This is a genomic window from Sphingomonas sp., assembly GCF_042095875.1.
In the GTDB taxonomy this organism is placed as follows: domain Bacteria; phylum Pseudomonadota; class Alphaproteobacteria; order Sphingomonadales; family Sphingomonadaceae; genus Sphingomonas.
Genome location: NZ_JBELMJ010000030.1, coordinates 20,706 through 40,406, shown reverse-complemented (window position 1 = coordinate 40,406; position 19,701 = coordinate 20,706). Strand labels below are relative to the sequence as shown.

Annotated in this window: 17 protein-coding genes; 4 read left to right on the top strand and 13 right to left on the bottom strand. The window is 66.5% G+C overall.

The genetic code is table 11. The annotated features are described in order from the left end of the window. Window positions 1-119: 119 nt before the first annotated feature. The gene (locus ACFDS6_RS11400; protein WP_375272279.1) at window positions 120-2,867 is read left to right on the top strand and encodes a DEAD/DEAH box helicase family protein; all 2,748 of its coding nucleotides are present in this window, start codon (window positions 120-122) and stop codon (window positions 2,865-2,867) included. On the opposite strand, the gene ACFDS6_RS11395 is transcribed toward ACFDS6_RS11400, so the two are convergent. The 3 genes from ACFDS6_RS11395 to ACFDS6_RS11385 all read right to left on the bottom strand — a co-directional run bounded on the left by ACFDS6_RS11395 (window position 2,824) and on the right by ACFDS6_RS11385 (window position 5,773). After that, window positions 2,824-4,065, bottom strand: a complete 1,242-nt coding sequence (locus ACFDS6_RS11395) for a tyrosine-type recombinase/integrase (protein WP_375272278.1) — start codon at window positions 4,063-4,065, stop codon at window positions 2,824-2,826. The two genes, ACFDS6_RS11400 and ACFDS6_RS11395, sit on opposite strands and share 44 nt — an antisense overlap. Beyond that, window positions 4,062-5,285, bottom strand: coding sequence for a tyrosine-type recombinase/integrase (locus ACFDS6_RS11390; RefSeq protein ID WP_375272277.1), 1,224 nt, complete (start codon window positions 5,283-5,285; stop codon window positions 4,062-4,064). The genes ACFDS6_RS11395 and ACFDS6_RS11390 overlap by 4 nt, the downstream gene beginning before the upstream one ends. 239 nt (window positions 5,286-5,524) lie before the next feature. Beyond that, the gene (locus ACFDS6_RS11385) at window positions 5,525-5,773 is read right to left on the bottom strand and encodes a hypothetical protein (protein WP_245858546.1); all 249 of its coding nucleotides are present in this window, start codon (window positions 5,771-5,773) and stop codon (window positions 5,525-5,527) included. A gap of 405 nt (window positions 5,774-6,178) precedes the next feature. Here ACFDS6_RS11385 and ACFDS6_RS11380 point away from each other — a divergent pair, with 405 nt between their 5' ends. Together ACFDS6_RS11380 and ACFDS6_RS11375 are read left to right on the top strand one after the other, a co-directional pair. Beyond that, window positions 6,179-6,454: a DUF6437 family protein gene (locus ACFDS6_RS11380; RefSeq protein WP_375272276.1), complete on the top strand. Its 276-nt coding sequence runs from the start codon at window positions 6,179-6,181 to the stop codon at window positions 6,452-6,454. Continuing rightward, complete coding sequence (locus ACFDS6_RS11375) at window positions 6,447-6,668, top strand: hypothetical protein (protein WP_218838907.1); 222 nt, start codon at window positions 6,447-6,449, stop codon at window positions 6,666-6,668. The genes ACFDS6_RS11380 and ACFDS6_RS11375 overlap by 8 nt, the downstream gene beginning before the upstream one ends. Window positions 6,669-6,713: 45 nt before the next feature. Here ACFDS6_RS11375 and ACFDS6_RS11370 read toward each other — a convergent pair whose 3' ends face one another. Continuing rightward, window positions 6,714-7,124, bottom strand: a complete 411-nt coding sequence (locus tag ACFDS6_RS11370; RefSeq protein WP_375272275.1) for a single-stranded DNA-binding protein — start codon at window positions 7,122-7,124, stop codon at window positions 6,714-6,716. Between the two features lie 260 nt (window positions 7,125-7,384). Beyond that, window positions 7,385-7,840: a thermonuclease family protein gene (locus tag ACFDS6_RS11365; protein WP_375272274.1), complete on the bottom strand. Its 456-nt coding sequence runs from the start codon at window positions 7,838-7,840 to the stop codon at window positions 7,385-7,387. Between the two features lie 105 nt (window positions 7,841-7,945). Here ACFDS6_RS11365 and ACFDS6_RS11360 point away from each other — a divergent pair, with 105 nt between their 5' ends. Further along, complete coding sequence (locus tag ACFDS6_RS11360; protein WP_375272273.1) at window positions 7,946-8,644, top strand: DUF2161 family putative PD-(D/E)XK-type phosphodiesterase; 699 nt, start codon at window positions 7,946-7,948, stop codon at window positions 8,642-8,644. Between the two features lie 47 nt (window positions 8,645-8,691). On the opposite strand, the gene ACFDS6_RS11355 is transcribed toward ACFDS6_RS11360, so the two are convergent. The 8 genes from ACFDS6_RS11355 to ACFDS6_RS11320 form a co-directional block, all read right to left on the bottom strand. Continuing rightward, window positions 8,692-9,663 carry a DUF2493 domain-containing protein gene (locus tag ACFDS6_RS11355; protein ID WP_097064864.1) on the bottom strand — a complete coding sequence of 324 codons (972 nt, stop codon included), beginning with the start codon at window positions 9,661-9,663 and terminating at the stop codon, window positions 8,692-8,694. 231 nt (window positions 9,664-9,894) lie between these two features. After that, the gene (locus ACFDS6_RS11350) at window positions 9,895-10,539 is read right to left on the bottom strand and encodes a hypothetical protein (RefSeq protein ID WP_097064863.1); all 645 of its coding nucleotides are present in this window, start codon (window positions 10,537-10,539) and stop codon (window positions 9,895-9,897) included. A gap of 64 nt (window positions 10,540-10,603) precedes the next feature. Then, window positions 10,604-11,518 carry an ArdC family protein gene (locus ACFDS6_RS11345; protein WP_375272272.1) on the bottom strand — a complete coding sequence of 305 codons (915 nt, stop codon included), beginning with the start codon at window positions 11,516-11,518 and terminating at the stop codon, window positions 10,604-10,606. Between the two features lie 125 nt (window positions 11,519-11,643). Beyond that, window positions 11,644-13,647, bottom strand: coding sequence for a ParB N-terminal domain-containing protein (locus tag ACFDS6_RS11340; protein ID WP_375272271.1), 2,004 nt, complete (start codon window positions 13,645-13,647; stop codon window positions 11,644-11,646). 102 nt (window positions 13,648-13,749) lie between these two features. Next, on the bottom strand, window positions 13,750-14,208 hold the full coding sequence (locus ACFDS6_RS11335; RefSeq protein WP_097064861.1) for a PIN domain-containing protein: 459 nt from the start codon (window positions 14,206-14,208) through the stop codon (window positions 13,750-13,752). After that, on the bottom strand, window positions 14,205-14,438 hold the full coding sequence (locus ACFDS6_RS11330; RefSeq protein WP_097064860.1) for a type II toxin-antitoxin system Phd/YefM family antitoxin: 234 nt from the start codon (window positions 14,436-14,438) through the stop codon (window positions 14,205-14,207). The genes ACFDS6_RS11335 and ACFDS6_RS11330 overlap by 4 nt, the downstream gene beginning before the upstream one ends. Window positions 14,439-14,497: 59 nt before the next feature. Further along, window positions 14,498-18,715 (bottom strand): strawberry notch-like NTP hydrolase domain-containing protein, encoded by a 4,218-nt coding sequence (locus ACFDS6_RS11325; protein WP_375272269.1) that lies wholly within the window; start codon window positions 18,713-18,715, stop codon window positions 14,498-14,500. 68 nt (window positions 18,716-18,783) lie between these two features. Continuing rightward, on the bottom strand, window positions 18,784-19,668 hold the full coding sequence (locus ACFDS6_RS11320; RefSeq protein ID WP_183930275.1) for a toprim domain-containing protein: 885 nt from the start codon (window positions 19,666-19,668) through the stop codon (window positions 18,784-18,786). Window positions 19,669-19,701 lie beyond the last annotated feature (33 nt).

Genomic DNA, 19,701 nt, shown 5'->3' with positions numbered 1-19,701 from the left:
CATGGCCCCTTCCTCTCAGGAGTTGGGGCCTCCCACAAACCCGGGGCGGTTCAATGGCGACGCCATCACCCTTGCATCCCGCCTTCATTCTAGGCTTCTAATGATCGAGCGAGTCGCGCGTGAAGTTTCAATTTGAAGATCAGCCGCATCAAGCCGAGGCGGTTGCAGCGGTCGTTGACCTGTTCAACGGCGTTCTTAAAGCCCCAGCGATATTCAGCGCATCTGGCGGATCGGTGTCCATTGATCGCTCCGCGCTTGCTCAAAATCTCAGCGCCGTCACACTGAGAGAAAAAGTGGGCCAGCAGACCAAGCTGGTCGAGATGTCCGAAGAGGACTTCTTCGGCGAGGCGAGACTGTTTCCAAACTTCTCAGTCGAAATGGAGACTGGTACCGGAAAGACCTTCGTATACATCGCAACCGCTCTGAGGCTAGCTGAGTTATACGGCTTGAAAAAGTTCGTTATTGTTGTGCACTCACTGGCGATCAGGGCCGGCGTTGTGAAAACGCTCGAACAAACCGCCGAGTACTTTTCTACGCGCTACCCATCGGTAGCGTACAAGTGGGGCGTACTTGGCCAAGGGCCCGCCTTGGACGACTTCTTAGCCCCTTCAGGGTCAGTACAGTTCCTGATCGCGAGCATTCAGGCGATCGACAAGCCCGAGAAGAATGCCGTCTACCAAAATCCAGAGCAGCCGCAGCTTTGGGGTGAACCTGCCACTGGGATTAGCGCTACTGCAGCGCTCAGCCCTGTGGTCCTCATTGATGAGCCGCAAAACATGGTCAGCGAATTGCGGCGCAAGGCTATTGCCTCCCTAAATCCGTTGTTCGCTCTGCGTTACAGCGCGACGCATCGTGAACCGTTCAATCTCGTGCACCGGCTCGGTCCCAAGGCTGCAAGCGAGGCCGGGTTGGTCAAGCGTGTTTCGGTAAAGGGCGTTGTCGCCGGAGCAACCGGCGCTTACGTCCGCATCGATAAGGTGCGAGCGGTCCGCAGCCGTTTGATGGTCGACGCTACCATAGACGTGGCGGAGCGTGAGGGGGCATCTCGGCAAAGGGTGGTCCTTCAAAACGGCACAGACCTGGAGGAGGAATCCGCCGGACTGGCAGGTTATCGCGGCTGGGTTGTTGAACGGATTAGTCGCAAGCCGGACCAAGTTTTCTTCGAGAATGGCCGTGTGTTGTCTGTTGGAGACGAGATCGGAGTCGACAAGTTGTCGGTGTGGCGCGATCAAGTGCGTCATGTAATCCGGCAGCATATCTATCGTCAGGATCAGATCGATGCGGGAGGGCAGTCAATCAAGGTCTTGTCTTTGTTCTTTGTAGAGCGTGTTGCGGACTACGTCGGCACTGATGCGACCCTTCCAGCGATGTTCGACTCCATCTTCAGGAGTGAGTGGGCGCGTGCAGGTAAAGCGGAAGAGGACTGTCCGGATCCCGAGCATCTAAGAACGTCTTACTTTCCTTCAACAAAAACCGGTATTCTCAAGGATACATCGGGACGCGCCTCTGACGCGGATGCCGAAGAGCGGGCATATCAAGAGATCGTGGCTCACAAGGAATTGTTACTGGAGGCGGGCAATCCCCGGTCATTCATTTTTTCGCATTCGGCTCTTAAAGAGGGCTGGGATAATCCGAATGTCTTCCAGGTTGGCTTTCTTCGACATAGCAAGTCTGACCTAGAGCGGCGGCAACAGATCGGGCGCGGCTTGCGCCTGCCCGTGAACGCTGACGGGAAGCGTGTGTCCGATCCCGCAATCTGCAAACTCACCTTGGTCGTTGACGAAACCTTCGCAGACTTCCGCGAAGCCTTGAATGCTGAGTTTGCAAAGGCAACGGGTGGATCGGGAGGAGAGGCGCCGCCTCCGCCCGAGAATCTGGACACCGAAATAGTCATCACGCGGCGGCCAAAGAAGTTTGGCAGCGGTGAATTCGGAGAGCTTTGGAACCGCATCAGGTATAAAGCTCGATACAGAGTGACTTTAGACCACACGTTGCTACCGGAAGCTGTGGCCTCATCTGAGATACTTGAAGACACGGCTTACCTAGCGAAGCGGGCAAATGTTGTGCAGTCGGCAGAAGTTGAGTTCGACGAAAAAGGGCGGGTGATCACCTCCGACGAGGTCTTTGTAGAAGGGCGAGGCGAATCACTATCGCTGAACGGAAGCGGGCTTCCCGATCTTGTCCGGCTTATCGAGGACCAACTGGTCGCTGGAAAGAACCCTCTGCAACTAACCAGACCTACTATCGGAGCCATCCTGCAAAGGCTGCCCAAAGAAGTGAAGCGTCGAGCGATCAACGACCCGCAACGCTGGTGTCGTATTGTGGCGGATGCGATTCGGGTAACCTCGATTGAGCAGCTCGTGAACAGCATCCATTACGAGCCGCTTGCCGAGACCGAGTGGTGGGATGCCGAGCTAGTGTTCTTGGAAACCGAGACGGTCAATCCTCCGTCCGCGACTGGCGGTGAGGACCCGAGTTACGGCGCTGTCGCGGCGTCGGCGGGAGGTAACAATCTCTTCGACCACCTTGTTTATGACAGTCACGTCGAGCGTAACTTCGGCTCTCAGCTTGAGAGCATGAGTAGTCAGGTGCCTTTGTTCACCAAGCTGCCCAGACGCTTTAGGGTGAGCACGCCTGTCGGAGACTACTCGCCCGACTGGGCCATCCTTTATCGGGGCGATGGAGGTCACAAATTGGTGCTGGTTCGAGAGACGAAAGACACGCTCAATCTCAGGGACCTTGAATGGGATGAGGCCATGCGCATCAGGTTCGCCGGGCGGCACTTTGCCGCAAAAGCTGATCTTCCGGTCGACTTTGTAAACACTACCGACAAGGCGGGGCTGCGCATAGCTGAGCCATTGAGCTAATGGCAGGGCGACGCGCCCTTTTGCTAATGTGAGAGGCATCGAGTATTGAATTTCCAATGATCTCTGCTGCGGACAGCGCTGAGGCGTCGTCAAGATGAGCGTACCGAGCAGTCGAAGTCACTTTCGCATGTCCCAGCAGCTTTCCGATTATCGGCAGTGTCTCAGATCGACGCGCTGCGAAGCTCGCGAAGCTATGGCGGAGGTCGTGTAGCCGCACTTCGGGTAAAGCTGCGTCATTCCGTGCGGTCCGCCAGAACCAATCCAGAGCGTTCCGGCTACTGCCATTCAGGCGGAACACTCGGTCAGCTGGCTTCCGCCGGCCCAATCGGTTGAGGACCGCTCGAGCTTCATCTCCAAGCCACACCGTCCTCGCCCCCGTCTTGCTGTCCGACAGCATTAGCCGGTTGCCTTTAACCTCCGACCAGCGGAGGCCCAGAATTTCAGACTTGCGGCATCCCGTTAGCAGAATCACAGTCACTGCTGCCGCGTGCATCGGGTGGGTGGCTTCGGCGTTTCGGAGCGCCTGGCCGAGGCGCGCCAATTCCTGATCGGATAGGAAGCGCTCGCACCGGCGACGCCGGTTGGCTTTCACTCCAGCGCAAGGGTTGCTCCCCTCTGCGCGGTAGCCCCAATCCTCCGCCTTCCGCATCATGGAATGCAGGATCGAAAGGCAGCGGTTCGCCGCGCCTGGACCGCTCCCATCAGTCAGGCGAGCAAGCCACCTTGCCACGTCGGCTGTCTCGATCTGGTCGACGAACTTCCCTACGAACGCATTGTCGAGATGGAGGCGACGGTAGCCGTCGTGCGTCTCGATCGTCCTCGGCTTCCACTGCCGCGCCATGCGCTGCCAGTACTCATCGAGGAACGCCGGGAAAGCTGGAGCGGAGCGGACCGTGGCGCGTGTGTCGGCCGGATTTTCGCCTATCTGACAGCGTAGCAGGATACTACTTGCCACGTCGCGAGCGACGGCGTCGGTCATAACCGCAGCATTGCCGATCGTCACCGTTCGCATTCGGCCGCCGATCCGGCGCTGGACGATGTAGACGCGTCGGCCGCTCGGGTAGCTCCGAACCGCAAAGCCTGGCAGCGCAGCGATGAAGACGGTCGAGCGGGCGCGCTCAGGCGGGCGCGAGACGGCCTCAAAGCCGATCCGCGCAAGCTCTTGAGCGACGATCTGACGAAGGCTGAGCGCGGTCACCGGCTGAGCCCCAGCGCTTCCGCCAGCCCTCCGCTGACGCGCTCGGCTGCCTCGGCGATCACGCCATCCGCCAAGTGCGCGTAACGGGCCGTGGTCTCGGGCAGGGCGTGCCCGAGTAGCTTGCCGATCATCGACAGCGGAATGCCATCTGCAATGGCAACTGACGCGAAGCTGTGACGGAGGTCATGCAGCCGCACGTCGGGCAGCGCCGCGCGCCGTCGCAGCTTATCCCAGAATGGGAACATCTGGATCGGAACGCGGCCCCTCGCGCCGGGGAATACCAGTCCTTCGGACTGCTGGGGCAGGATTTCCAGCACCGCGAGAGCCGGGCTGTTCAGCCACACGATCTTGGCTCCGGTCTTGCTGTCGGGGAGCATCAGGCGAGGCGGTTGGACGTGCTCCCAGCGGAGGCCGGTGATCTCGCTCGATCGCGCGCCGGTGAACATCAGCAGGCGGACCACGGCGACCGCTGTGGGCATCTCTCCTTCCGCGTCATCAAGCACGCGCGCGAGGCGCTGATACTCGGCTGGGGAGAGGAAGCGGTCGGGAAGGTCGCGCTTGTAGCGCGGTGTGCCCTTGCACGGGTTGGAGCCTTTGCGCCGGTAGCCAAGCTGCTCGGCATATATGAGCATGACGGCCAGCAGGGGCAGGGCGCGATTGAAGCTGCCTTGCCTGTCGGCAAGGTCGTCGCGCCAGCGGAGTACGTCGGAGCGGCTGATCGCGTCGACCGCAAGCTCGCCGAACCTTGGCAGCAGCGCTCGGCGAAGGACGCGCGCGTTGCCCTTCTGTGTACTCGGCTTCCAATGCCGGCTGTAGTCCTGCCAGAACTCGCTTGCGTATTCGCGAAAGAGCGGGGCGGCCTTGGTCGCGCGTCGGGCCGGCAAGCCGTCCAACGCCGCTTGCCCCAGCACCGCTCGCGCTTGAAGGCGGGCGGCATCGATCGGCAGTGTTGTGGTTGAACCCAGAGTGACGAAGCGCTGGCGGCCGCGCTCTCGGAATTTGACGATCCACGCTTTGTGGCCGGTGGGCTGGACCCTCAACCCGAAGCCGGGCAGATCGGTGTCCCAGATGATGCCGGCGCTGAGCGCTCGCCGAGCCACGTTTCCAGACAGATGCTGAGGGACGCTGCTTTGAGCTACCAAATGGCATTCATCGGACCCGATTTCGACGCCAATGTTTGAAGCGGAAACGACGGATTTCTGCGGTTCTCTTTTCTGCATCTGCGATTTATCGCGTAGGGTGTGCTCCCTTTGCGCCATATCGTCGAAGTGCTGCGGTCGGGATGGATGGACTGACGACCGGGTCTTGATCGGGGTGCCCGGTGGGATCGCCGACGCGAACCTTGGCTCGGGAAACGGGGTGTGATCAGTCGGTAAAGGACGCGGCAGGCGTGCTCAGGGAGAGGGACGCTGCTCTGGACGAGCAAAGCGAGAGAGGCGTGGTTGCCCCTCTCGCCGGCTTATGATTCGTCGCTGCGGCCGGCAGCCACGGTGTGGACGATCCGGTCCACCAGGTCCTGCATCAGGGTTTCGTAGTCACCCTCGTCAGCGACCCAGTAGCAGCCATCGTCGGTGCGGATGATGTGCTGGTCGAAGTAGCTGTAGGGCGCCCTTGCGGCGGCCCTGGCGTAGGCGGCCATATAGGCGTCGTGCTCCGCAGCAGCAGCAGCAGCAGCGGCGGTGGTGGTGATCGGGCTGTAGAAGGTCATCGTCCGTCCTCTCAATGTTCAAGTGAAAGACGGCGTCTGAGGGACAGCGGGGAAGATCGGGGGTCAGGGACCGCGCGCTCGCGCGCGGCCGCGCCAGCGGCGATGGGGGTCACGATTTTTCCGGCCGCGTGCTGACGCCGGCGGTGGAGCGCGAACTTCGATCGGCCGGAAAAATGGTGGGGCCCCGTCGTCCTTGAGGCCCGGTCTTCGCCGCTGTCATGCTTCTCCATGTCGAGCGAGTAGAAGAGCTCGGCCGGCGCGGGCTCGATGCCCGCGGCGGCCGATTGGATGCGGCACGCTGGAGGGGAGGACCTGCTCCGGTCGCCCGCAGAAGTCCCTTTCCTACAGGTACGCAGCTAGGCGAAGAGAGAATCGGAAGGGGCTTCGACCGACAGGAGAATGGTCGTGGCCAAGAAGAAGCCGAGCGCGCTAGATGCGCTCACCCGACATGACGAAGAACAGCGCCTGCTCGAGAGCCGGCGCGAGGAGCTGCGGCGTGCTGCCGCGCTTGAATTGGGGCTGATCGCGCTCGATGCCGGCGGCGGTGCGCTGGGTGCCGAAGGCCTGAGAACGGCCATCCGGCTCGCGCTCAATGGGAACGGCGGCGAGCCCGCTGCCGGCAGAACGCGATTGCGCGACGGGACGGTCCAGCCGCCGGTGAAGGGGGAGGGCAATGCCTGACCCGATCACCCGTGAGCCGATGAGCGATGTCGCCGAGGTCATCGCGATCCTTGCTGATCCGGCGACCAGCTACTGGCTGCGCGATGCGATCGTCTCAGCCTGCCAGCGCGATCCGTTCGACGCCGAGCGGGACGCCCTGGCGCTCGCCGGCCTGCTGACCCGCCGCCTCGATGCGATCGTCACGCGGCACTTCGGCAGCCCTCGCCAGGCATGACGAAGGCGCCCCGGCGGCGGTGCCGCCGGGGCGTATTCCGGGCCGTCAGAAGGGCAGGTCGTCGTCAATGTCGTTCTGACCGGAAGGCTCGCCGCCGCTCGCCGACTTGCCGCGGCTGAGGAACTGGACATCCTCGGCGATGATCTCGCAGCCGTAACGCTCGACCCCCTCGCGATCGGTCCACTTGCTGTAGTGGATGCGGCCGCGCACCGACACCAGCATGCCCTTGGTCGCGTATTGCGCAACCGTCTTGCCGAGGCCGTTGAAGCAGGTGATGCGGTGCCATTCGGTCTCCTTGGCGGTGTAGCCGTTCGCATCCTTGAAGGTCTTGCCCTCATGGTCGCGCTTGGGTCGGCTGGTGCCGAGGCTGAGGGTGGTGACGCGGGTCTCGCTGCGGGTGGAGCGGGTCTCGGGATCGGTGCCGAGATTGCCGACGAGAAGAACGGTGTTGGTCATGGCGCTTGCTCCTTTCGGATCGTCGGGACCGTCCCGATCGACGGAGCCCCGGCCATGGCGAGGCAGTCGGGCGGAGGCACCGAGCGGCCCGCAGGGCCGGAAGGGGAACCCTGGGAGATCAGGCTGGCGCGGGCAGCGGAGGCGAAGCCGGAGCAACACGGGCCTGATCGGGAAGGGTTGCCTGCGCTCGCGCCCGCCATAGGGGTGAGCAGTCGATGGAAACGGTCCTGACCCGGCCGGATCGCAGGCGCCCGAGAGTGCTACCGTCTGGTACTGGAGGTTCGCGCCGATCGACACAGACGGTTTCCGCCGTAGCGGGCCCACGCCAGCGCATAGCCGTCCCGGACCATCGCGCAGGAGAGGTCGCCGACGTCGGGTGAACGGCACAAGGCGCCGGTCCGACTGCCCTTCGCGGAGCCGTTCGACACGCAGGTGAGAGGGGAACCACGGACCACGATGTGTCCGGTGCGTAGCGTGCCGCGGACCCCGCCCAGAAGGGCGACGAGATGGTCGCGTGCGGCGCGACCGCTGGCGCGAGGACAGGGATGTCCTGGCCGGCAGGTCTCGTCCATCTCGCGGGCGGCGATGCCTTCCAGCCGAATGCGCGGCCCTTCCGCACACCAGATCGGACCGTCTTCGTCCCAGACCGCGACGGGTGTGCAGGTGAAGGTGGCGCCGGGGGCGACGACGTTGGCGAGGAGCAGAAGCGGGATCATCGCCGATGCTCTTACGCAAGCGTGAACGACAGGCCACCCTGCAGCGGAGCGGCGCCCACAGGCGAGCGGTTTGAGGCGGCAAGGGAGCGAGCTAGTGAGGACGGAATGTCCCTGATCAAGCCTGTCAGCGAGACCGCGCTCTATGCGCCGATCAAGCGCTTCCTCGAGCGTCATGGGTTCGAGGTGAAGGGAGAGATCTGCGGCTGCGACATCGTTGGGCTGGCACCTGGCGAGCCGCCGCTCGTGGTCGTCACCGAGCTCAAGCTGTCCTTCTCGCTGGAGCTGCTGCTGCAGGCGGTCGAACGGACGCGCTCGTCCGACATCGTCTATGTCGCGGTGCCGGCCACGCGCCGCGGCCGCGACCAGGACCGCCGGGTGCATCGGCTCTGCCGGTTGCTGGGGCTGGGCCTGCTCGCGGTCGACCTGCGGCTCGGCACGGTCACCGTGCTCGCCGAGCCTGCGACCTACCGACCGCGTCCCAACCTGCCGCAGCGACGGCGGCTGGTGGCCGAGCATCGCCGTCGGAAGGGCGACCCGACCCAGGGTGGATCGACCCGCCAGCCGATCATGACGGCGTATCGCCAGCGCACGATCGCGTGCGCCGAGGCGATGCGGGATGGACCGAAGCGCCCAAGGGAGCTGCGCGGGCTCGCGGAGGATGCGGGCGCTATCCTGCTGCGCAACGTTTATGGCTGGTTCGAGCGCGTGGAGAAGGGGCTCTATGCGCTGTCCGAGAGTGGCCGGCTCGCGATCGGCGAGAGCGAGAAGAGCTCGTCGTCGACCCCGGAGCAGAAAGCGGCATAGCCTGCAGCCGCGAAGAAGGGCGCCGCCGAAGCGGCGCCCGAAAGGGTTCAAGCCGCGACCGCTTCGCCCGAGGTACGGGCGTGGTGCTTGGGGTTGGTGCCGAGCGGACCACGCCGGTCGACGACGGCAATCCCGCGCTCCTTGGCCTGGATGACGAGCCGCTCCAGCACGCCGTTGCCGGCAAAAGCGACGACGTAGCGCGGTTTCAACCCGAGCATCTGCTCGTTGCGGCGGAAGCCTGCCCGGGCGCCGAGCCGGGTGTCGAGGCTGAACGCGATCTGCGGCACCTTGTGACGCTCGGCCCATGACGCCGCGAGCCGGTCGGCACCCTTGCCGTCGCCCCCATGGACGAGGACCATGTCCGCGACATTGGCGCGCACCCGGTCGAGCGTGCGCCAGATTGCATCGCCATAGGCCTTGGCATCGTCCGCGCTGCCGAAGCTCAGCCGCCCGCCGGCAAAGACGACGGGCGTGCCCTCGGGCATCGCGGCCCGGCGCTTGCCTTCGGCGCGGGCCTTCAGGAACTCGCGTCCCTGGACCACAGCGGAGGTGCTCAGCGCATCGTGGCTGAGCCGCGAGCCGCCGGCCGGCTTCCAGGACGATCCGGTCTCGGCGAGGTAGAGCGCGGCCGCCGTTTCGCGGAGTGCCTCCAGCGCCAGCATCTCGCCTTCGGCCGCTTGCGCGCGCTCGACCTGCTGTTCGAGTTCAGCGGTGTGGACCTCCGAGCCGTCGTTGGTCGCGAGCAGCAGCCGGATCTCGTCGGTCGCCCGGTCGATGCGGGTCGAGGCCTTGGCAGCGGCGCGATGGAAGAGGTTCACGAAACCCCAGCCGAGCTCCTCGGCCTGGTCCTCGAGGATGGTGTCGGTGAACAGCGCGAACAGGTCTGACCAGACGGCTGCGAGCGTCTGGTCGATTGCTTCCGGCTCGGGTCGGGCGAGGAGACGCGCCCCGGGATCGCTGGCGATCGAGAGATGCCCGAGTTCGAGCGCAGCGAGCTGGGCGGCAAGGGTGGTCGGCATGAGAGGTCTCCTGTCAGACGCCGCGGATCTGCGGCGACGCGTGCCCTCCCACCCGGCGGCATCAGGGCCGGGCGCCACCCCCCGACAAGGCTGGCGCGGGCCGCCTCGCGAGGGCGCCAGCCCAGGCGAGGCAACACGGGCCGCAGGCGGGCGGGTTGCGCCTGGATCGCCGGCGGGTAGAGGGCCTCTCGCGCCCGCACCGCGGCACTGGCCGGACCTCGTATCCGGCTCTCAGGCGACGAGCCTCGGCTGGCTTTCAGGCAAGCATGCCAGCCCGATCTCGCGCGCAATCCGTGCCGCCAGCCGAACGTGGTCGACCAGCTCGGTCATGCGAGCCCAATGGTTGCGCTCGCCGACATAGTCGGACCGGCCGCGGCAGCGGCGGAACAGGATCTCGCCCGGCCCGAAGCCGCCGATCGAGACCTGGCAGTAGAGCTCGTCCCCGTGGAGGATGACCTCGCCCGACACCGCTGGACCGCCAGCACAGACGCGAATGTCGTATCGGCCGCGCTCGAGGTGCAGCGCGTCGGCAAGCCGCTTCAGCGCCCGTCGTGCTTCCGTGTGGAAGGTCCGCTTGGCGTCAGCGTCATGGTCGACGCCGCGCGCCGCGAGCAGGGTGAGCAGCGGGGTGCGCGCGATCTCGGCCAAAGCATCGCCGCAGAGCGTGCGAAGGGCCGGCCGATCCGGCATCGTGGTCGTCGCGACAGCTCCAAGGTGCTGGGCGAGCAGCACCACGGCAGGGTCGGACTCGAACGGCTTGCCGGCGTTCCGGCAGTCCTTGGCAGCGGCCTGGATGGCGTGGAGGCAGGCAGCGATGGTGTCGAGGCCGCTCGGATCGAGCGCCTGCGCGAAGCGGTAGCCGACGTCGTAGGTCATGAGGAAATCTCCTGAGGAGAGGAGGTACAGCGGCGAGCGCTGCGGGCCGCCGAGAGGGCGCGGGTCAGGCGGCGAGCGAGAGCTCGGCGGGGCGCTCGGCGCCGCCGAGCTTCAGCAGATAGGCGGAGGCCTCCTCAGCCTTCGCGGCCGCGGTTAGGATCGCGCGGGCATCGGTCTTGAGGACCTTGAGCCAGCTGCCGAGGTAGCTCGCATGATCGTCGAGATGGTCGACTGGCAGCCCAAGTTCGGCGCCGATCATCGCCGAGGCGAGCTCGGCGACCAGTTCCTCGACGGCGTAAGCGTCGCTCCCGAAGCGACCGCTCAGCGAGCGGTCCAGCCGGCTTCGGTGCCCGGTCCAGTGCGCAAGCTCATGCGCCAGCGTCGACCGGTAGAGGTCGCGCGTCCGGAACTGCGACACCTCCGGCATGGTGATCTGGTCGGTCGAGGGCATGTAATAGGCCTCGCCGCCGCCGTGGCGCAGCGACGCCGGGATGGCAGCGAAGAAGGCGTCGAGCTCGCGGTCACGCGCGCTCGGCTCGGGCAAGGCCGAGGGCTCGGGCCGGAACCGCTCGGGCAGCCCCTCGATCTGGTCGACGTTGAAGACGGTAAAGCTCTTCAGCACGCGGCGCGCCTCGTCTTCGCGCTCGCCCGTCGCGGGATCCTCAATCTCCTTGGTATAGCTTCTGTAGAAGATGGCGATCGTGCCGCGCTCGCCCTTGCGCACCTGGGCTCCGAGCAGCTCTGCCTGGTGGTAGGTCATCCAGGTCGGCGAGCCGAAGCCGCGTGCTTGTGCCGCCATCCAGAGCCAGATGACGTTGACCCCTCGATACGGCGTTCCGCAGACGCGCAACGGCCGGGAGACAGGACCGCCGGTCCAGGGTTGGCGCCATGGCCTGACGCCGGCCTTCAGGCGTTCGATTATGGCGTTGGTAATTGTCTCGGCGGGGCTGGTCGGCGGGGTGGATCGGCTGTGGCGCATCGCGCGGCTCCTCTGATCACGAGCCGGATCGGCTCGCCCCGGCGACAGCCGTCTCCCCTCTCTCGCGAAGCCGAAGACAAAGGGGCGACCTCCGGTGCAGGCCGCCCCAGAATGCCGCGTGCCGCTCAGGCAGCGTCGCGGTCGATCACGTCGCTGGCATGATCGAGCTCGGTCGCGCTGGCGTCCGCTTCGTCCGGCAGCGTGGCCGGATCGCCTTCAGCTTGCCGGGCAAGTTCGGGTGCGAAGCGCATTGCGGCCGGCAGCCACGCCCGTGCCGCCTGTTTGGTGCTGACCTCGCCGATGAAGTCGCCAGCACAGATCTTCTCGCAGGCGGCGGCGAGGTCGGCCTTCTTGGCATTGCCGTAGCGCACGGCAAGTGCGGGTCCGTCGATCTCGACAAGAGCGTCGAACATGACGGGCTTGGTGACCTTGTCGAAGAAGTTTGCCGCGGTTGGCCGCCACCAGGCGGCGACGTCGATGTCGAGCAGATGGCCCAGATGATCGTGGAAGCGGCAGCCGCCAGTGCCCGTGCCCGCAACGCTCGCCTCGAGACTGTCGGCAACCGCGTGGCCGAGCCACGCCGCTCGTTCGTCGGGCCCGAGCGCGCGAAAGGCGTCGAACCGCGCCTCGGCGCTATCGAGAGTGGTCCAGCCGCGATCGAGCGCCTGGCCGGCTTCCACCCGGGCGAGGGTGGCGGGCGCTTCGGGTGTCTTGAGCCCGATCACCGGCTCCTGCGGCGGCCGGGCGCTGAGCGACGAGCCGTACCGCTCCACTCCGTGGCCGGGCTTGCGGTCGACCATCAGGAAGATCGCGAGATCGAGCGCGAAGTCGGGATCGGCCGCGACATGGACCGCGAGGATATCGCGGCGCTGGATGGCAAGCTCGTCGGTCAGTCGCTGCGAGAGACCGACGGCCCGAGGGGCAGGCTCGCCCGCCTCGTGATCGGCATCGTCGGGCCCATTCTCTTCCTGCGGCGTCCGCTCGACGTAGAGCGTCTGGTGCAGCCGCGGCGTGCCGTCGGGGCCGAGGACGAGGAAGGCGCCGATCTGGGGTCGAAGCGCCTCGTCGAGCACCGGCGGCTTGTCGGTGATCGCCTCGACCGCCTTCTCGATGGTCTCGAGCTCGACTTCGGCCTGTGCACGGTCCTCGTCGCTGCTCGCCTCGTCTTCCAGCAGGGCGATCTTGTCCGCTGCCTGAGCCTCAAGCGTTGCAACCTGCTCCTGCTCGCTGTCGGTCAGCGCCGCGGGCTCGAGCTCGACCCGCTCGAGACCTTCGGTCTGCTGCCAGTCGACATAGCGGTCGAGCGTTGGGCGGATCCAGGCATAGCCGGTTTCAGCGGCGAGCGTCGCGGCGGCCTCGTCCATCTTCTCGTTGGCGAGCCGTTCGAGGATGGCGATGTCGAGCCAGCGGGTAGAGGTGTCGTCGGCGAAGAGATCGCGGTCGATGCGGCCGCCCGCTGCGAGGTAGGCGTCCTCGCCGACAAGCCGGGCGCGCGGATCGGCGGCGGAGACGGTCGCCTGCGTCATCATGCGCCGGATGCTGTCCGGGTGCGCCCCGCCATAGCCACGGCTCATCTGGTCGAAGACATGCGCCTGGCGCTCCCGGTCGGGAGTCGAGGCATAGGCCTTGGCGATGTCGAGAGTGATCACGCCGTCGGCGAGTGCCTGGAACACGACCGGCGCGAGGCTCGCGAGCCGGAGGCGGCCTTCGACGAACCGCACGGTAACGCCGAACCGGCGGGCCACGCCGTCGACGTCCGAACCCTGTTCGATGAAATGCTGGAAGGCGAGGCATTCGTCCGCCGGGTTCAGCGCCAGCTTCTGGAAGTTCTCGGCCAGGCTCGCTTCGGCCACCGCGCTGCCGAGATCGTCGAGCACGAGGCAGGGCACCGCGAAGTCGGCGGCGAGCTTGCCCTCCTCGGCAAGCGCCTTCAGCGCGGCATGGCGACGGCCACCGGCCTCGACCGCGAAGGTGCCGCGCGGCTTCTTGTTGGCAGTCACGATCAGGTTCTGGAGCAGGCCGCGCGCTTCGATGTCGGCACGGAGCTGGGCGTCGGCGGCGGCATCGCTTCGGCGGCGGACATTGCGCTTGGAGGGCACGAGCTTGGCAAGCGGGATAGTCTGGATCATCGTCTTCACTCCTGGTGACGAGCCCGCGTGCGCTCACGCCGGCTCGCGCCATCCGACGCGTCCTCCTCTCTCAAACGGTTCGGGGAATGCCCGATCAGGCGATCAGGCGATCAGGCGGCTGAGGCGTTCGTCGAGCGATGCGGCGAAGGGGTTGATCACGACAGTGCCGCGCCACGCGAAGCCGCTCGACATGTCCTCGGAGAGGAGCAGCGCGCATCCTGCCTCGGCGGCGGCGTTGAGGATCAGCGCGTCCCAGAGCTGCAGCTGGTGGGCGCTGGAGAGATCGAGCGCCGAGAGAAAGGCCGAGCTGTTGCTGTCCGCTGTCCCGAATGCTCGGGTCATGCGCAGCACCGTCTCACGCGCTTCCTCGCGGGAGGCACCCGATCGGTTCAGGACAACGTAGAGCTCGCCGAGGACCTGGACCGGGGCGATCAGCGAGGCCCGCCCCCGTAGTTGACTCAGGAGCGCGCGGCTGGCGTCGATCTTTGCCGCATCGTCAGGATGGCGATCGACCCCGGCGATATAGGCCAGGACGTTGGTGTCGAACGCGACACGGCTCACTCGTACAGATCCTCGCGTCGCCAGCCCTGGCCGCTGCGGCGGGGCAGGGCAGAGAGGAAGTCGAGCAAAGCGTCGATCTCGGGGCCTTGCCGCTCGAAATCGTCAACCGGCGTGACCTTGGCGACGGGGCGACCGCGCGAGGTGACGACGAAGCTCTCGCCCTCCTGCACCTCGCGGAGCAGTTCGGAGAAGCGCTGGTTCGCGTCGCTCGCTGTGATCGCCCGCTCCATCACCAATCCTTTCTAGTGGTACCACCTAAATAGAGGATGAGCGTCGTCGTGTCGACTGCTCACCGGCCGATGGACAGGCGCTCGACGACCTCCGCTGCCCGGGTCACGGGGACGAATAATCGGGTCTGATAGCGGATGATCTCGGTGAAGCAGCCGAGCGCCTTGAGTTCGCCGAGGCGGGCAGGATCGAAGCCGGCGAGTTCGAGCCGCCGTTCGCCACCCACCAGCGAGCGCTTCAGCTGGACCGAGAGCGTGCCGGGGATGGCACAGGACCGGCCGGTCTCCAGCACTCCCGACACCAAGGCGGGAACCGGAACGGCGCCGTCGAGGTCGAGACCGAACCGGCGACCCAGCTCAGAGACGGCGGCCGCGGGAACGGGCCTGCCGAGGAACGACCGGCCCTTCTCGTCGACGACCCGCAGCACCTGGACATGGTCATTGGGCAGAGCATCCCAGATCGGCAGGAGCAATCCGGTCGCGAGATGCATCGTCTCGGTGTGGGTTGATGCCGTCGCCTCCTCGACCTCAGCGTTCCATGCTGCGGCGAAGGCCGTGCTGTTGGTGGGGCGCCAGTGTGTTTCCTCGAATTGGCCATGGCCGATATGCTCGCGGCGGAGGGGCCGGACCAGCTCGTAGCGCCGGAGCGGCAGCCCGTCCTCGGTGAGAAGGCTCCGGGCATGAAGGCGTACCGCCGCGCGGCCCGAGCGATCGTTGACGAGGAGGCAAGCGCCTTCGCGCCCGGCGAGCCGCAGGACCGCCTTCAGTCGTAGCGGCCGGGGCCGCCGTTCGAGATTGAGGGTGAGGAGATGGCTCGTCGCGCCGCTCGACGGATCGGTCCGCAGGATACGATCATCGCTGACCGTCAGTGTCTCGACGAGGAGCGTCTCGACACCGACATCGAGGGTTCCGGCTTCGCGTGCCGCGGCGACCCGTGCCTCGACGAGCCCGAGATACTCCTCGAAGATTGCATTCTGGAGCGCGATCGGAAAGGCGAGGAGCCGGTTAAGCCAGCGCTGGATCGGCGGCAGATCGTCGCGCAAGCCGCCGCCTTCTGCTTCCAGCGCGAGGCCGGATCGATCCTGGAAGTCCGCGCAGGTGATCGACTGGAGCTTGCCGGCGAACAGCAACCGATACCAATTCGTGAGCGCGTCCTTGGCATAGTCGCTCTCGAGGTTGTCGGCCGGGTTGAAGAGGTTCTGGCCGCCGGTCTGCCGTTGCCCCCGGGTCAGCGCGCCAAGCGCATCCAGCCGCCGCGCGATGGTCGAGATGAACCGGCGTTCGCCGCGCACGTCGGTGGTGACCGGCCGGAACAAGGGGGCGGACGCCTGCGCGCTCCGATGAGTCCGCCCGAGCCCCTGAATGGCCGCATCGGCGCGCCAGCCGGGTTCGAGCAGATAGTGGACACGCCGCGCCTGGTTCTTGGCCTTCAGGCATGCATGATAGCTCCTGCCGGTGCCGCCCGCATCGCTGAAGACAAGCAGCTTCTTGGTGCCGTCCATGAAGGCCTGCGCTTCAGCAAGGTTGCTGCGCGGCGTTCGGCGTTCGAGCCGCTGCTGACCGGCGCGGTCGAGCACGAGCCGGCGGGTGCGGCCGGTCACCTCGGCGACACGGTCCGTGCCGAACCGCTCAAGAATGGCGTCGAGGGCGGTCGCGACCGGCGGCAGCGCACAGAGCTGCTCGACCATGCTGTCGCGGGCCTCGATCGCCGCCCGGCAGTGAACGGGATGGCCCTGGTCATCGACCATGGGTTCGGAGCGGACGTTGCCGTCAGGATCGGTGAAGACCCGCATCTGCCGCGTTGGGAAAGCGCGGACCAGATAGTCGACGACATATTCGCGCGGCGAAAGGTCGATCTCGAGCGTCTCGCGCTCGGCTGGAGCGAGGTCGGCGAGCCGGCGGTCGAGCATGGCTTCGGACGTCGAGACGAGCTGCACCACGACCGCGTTCCCGTTCTCGAGATCGGTGGCGATCGCCGACAGCAGGCTCGGCAGCTTGGCCGAGAGCAGCAGCTGGGCGAAGAAGCGCTGCTTGACGCTCTCGAAGCGGGAGAGCGCGGACGACTTGGCATTGGCGTTGAGGGTCGAGCCCGACGCGCTGTCGACCACGCGGGTCGCCTCGAGCGCTGCGCCAAGATTGCGATGGATGATCGCCCAGGCCTCGGCGTAGGCGTCGTAGACGCGGACCTGCTCGGGGGTGAGCGCATGCTCCAGCAGATCATACTCGACACCGGCGAACGAGAGCGCCCGCGCGGTGTAGAGGCCGAGCGCCTTCAGGTCGCGCGCGACGAGCTCCATGGCGGCAATGCCGCCGGCGCGGACACCGGTGATGAACGCCTCGCGGGTGGCAAAGGCGGTGCCGGGGCCCCAAAGGCCGAGCCGGCTGGCATAGCTCAGGTTGGCGACGTCCGATGCGCCCGTCGCCGAGACATAGAGGACGCGGGCGCGGGGTAGGCGGTTCTGGAGCCGCAAACCAGCGAGGCCCTGTCCCGAGCCCTTGATGCGACCGCGCGAACCCTCGCCTCCGGCGGCGTTGGCGAGCGCGTGCGCCTCGTCGAACGCGATTACGCCCTCGAAGCTTTCGCCCGCCCAGTCGAGGATCTGCTGGAGACGGGTGACCTCCTCCCGTCCCGAGCGGAGCGTCGGGTAGGTGACGAAGAGGATGCCCTGGTCGAGCGTAATGGGCGTGCCGAGCTTCCACTGCGACAGCGGCTGCACGTCGAGGCTCATGCCGCCGAGCGCGCTCCAGTCGCGCCGCGCGTCCTCGAGCAGTGCCTCGTTCTTGCTGAGCCAGATGTGCCGCCTGGGCCCGCGGGCACTCTGATCGCGGATGATGCCGGCGATCTGCCGGCCCTTGCCGGCACCGGTGCCGTCACCAAGGAAGAAGCCCTGTCGATAGGTGGTCCCGTCCTCCGCTATCTTAAGGTCGGTGCCGGCCTCGTCCGCGACGAAGCGGCCGGGCAGGTCGCGCTCGAAGGCACCGCCGGCATAGACGAGCGTCTCGAGCTGCGCGGCCGATAGGAGGGCCTGTCGCACGACGCTGGAGGGCAGGCGAGGCTGGTAGGCCGGCTTGGGGGCCGCGATTGATCCCATGGCGACGGACTCGACCAAAGGCGTGGGATGCTCTGCGGCCCCTGGCAGCACCAGACGGCTGGGGCGCCATGCCATGTAGATGCCGGCCGGCTCGCCTTCGGGTGCGGGATCATCGAGGGTCACCACCTCGATAGGCTGTTCACCGTCGGGCTCGGCTGCGCCCGGCTGGGGGCGCGGCGCCACCGAGGTTTGTGACGGGCGGCGGAACAGAGACAGCCGCGCGCTCGGAGTACGCGGCAGCGGGTCACTCGGGCCAGCGCGAGCAGGCAGGTGTTGGATAGCGTCCAGCAACGCTGGGAGGCCGGTCATCTCCAGCTCGGCTTGGCCCTTATCTGGAGCCGGAACCTTGTCGAGCACGAGCAGGCGGACGGCGATGCCGGTTCCGTGCTTCACGTACAGGCCGCGGGGCAGGACCGCGTCGAGGCGGATGGTCGCTTCCGATCCAAGCATCTGGCGGTCGAACCAGCTCGGCATGATCGCGACCGCGCGGCCGCCGCTCTTGAGGCGGCGGAGGCTGGCGTGCAGGTGCCGAGCGGCCGCATGCCGGTCGACCGGGCGGCCAATGGAGCGCGCAAAGGGCGGGTTGATCAGGAGAATGTCGGCTTGGACGTCGACCGGCAGCAGATCGTCCAAGAGTTCGCCGTCGTGATCACTGATCCGGGCCTGTGGAAAGGCCAGTTCGAGGCAGTGTCGGCGACCAGAATCGATCTCGTTGAGCACGAGGGCGGCGCCGAGCTTCGCCGCGGGCCAGACGAGCAATCCGGTGCCGGCGGAGGGTTCGAGCACGGTGTCGGAGGAGCGGAGTTGTGCCGCCACGCTCATCGCCCACGCGATCGGGGCAGGGGTGGAGAATTGCTGGAAGGCGAGCTGGTCTTCGGTGCGCACCGTCTGTGTCGGCAGTCGGCGGCACAGATCGATCAGAGCGTCCAGCGCGACCGACGGGCTGGAAAGGTCCATGCCCGCACCGGCTGACGCCAGCCAGAGCACTTGCGCGAGTTCGAGCGCATCGTAGGCGTGGCGCATCGACCAGCCGCCATCGGCGGCGGAGCGGCCTGTCGCGGAGGCAAGTAGGTCGCGCAGCAGGCGGGCGTCGATCGTCTCGCCGGCCTGGAGGAAGTCGCGAAGGCGATGCGCGACGGCGAGGACGGGATCGGCAGGAGCTTCGAGGCGAAGCGCGGCAGCGGTCATGGCAGAGACTCCGGCCCGGCCGGCTCCAGCGCCGACGTCGGGGCACGAAGTGTCCGATCTCCTCCCCTCTATCGTCCGGTCGTCATCCTGCCCCGCGGAGGTGCGCGCAGGACATCGTTCCAGTCCGCACCGGGCTGGGCCGGGTAGCGGGCCTCGATTCGCCGGCCGGCGAAGCGCTCGCGCGCCACCGTCTCGGCTTGGTGCCCGGCGGCATCATGGTCGAGAAACAGAATGATCTCCGTGACCGACGCGGGAAGAGTGATCCGCTTGAAGCGTTCGGCTCCGAGCGTGGCCCAGCAGGGCACGCCAAAGAGTCGACAGGCGGAGAGGGCGGTTTCGATACCTTCCGCCAAGCCGAGGCGATTGCTCGCCGACACGAGGCGGACGAGACCGCTGCCGAGTGATCCCAGCGCGGCACGTGCCGGCTGGCGGGAGGAGAGGGATAGTCCATCCCGACTGAGGAACGTCCGGTGCACGGCGACGAGCCCGGTCTCGTCAGTCACAGCCGCGATCATGGCCGGCAAGAAGCGTGTGAGGGGATGCCGTCCCTGAGGCGTTCGTGGGTGGAAACGAAGCGCCGAAGTCCCGGTAAGCCCGCGTCCCGCCAGATAGCGCGATGCAGGGCTTTCACGGAGCGGGCGTGCCTCGGACCAGAGCCGCTCCACTGCGGGCTTTCGTGTGTCGATTGGCTCGTCTGTGCCGAACACCACGCGCGCACCGCCGGGAAGGCGGAGCGCTGCGATCGCGTCGAGCACATCGCGTGTCTCGCAGCCGGCGAAGCAATGGAACAGCAGTCTCCTTCGACCCGGGCGGACGCTGAGGGACGGCGTCGCATCGGCATGTGCCGGGCAGCGGCACATGCCGCCCCGGGGCGTCCAGTGGCCGCCGAGCGCCTCGACGATGGTGCGACCGCTGTCGGCGCCGCTGGCGAGGTGGGGATCGTGAAAGGTCATAAGGGCTCTCGCTGTCTGTGACGCGCCCCGCGC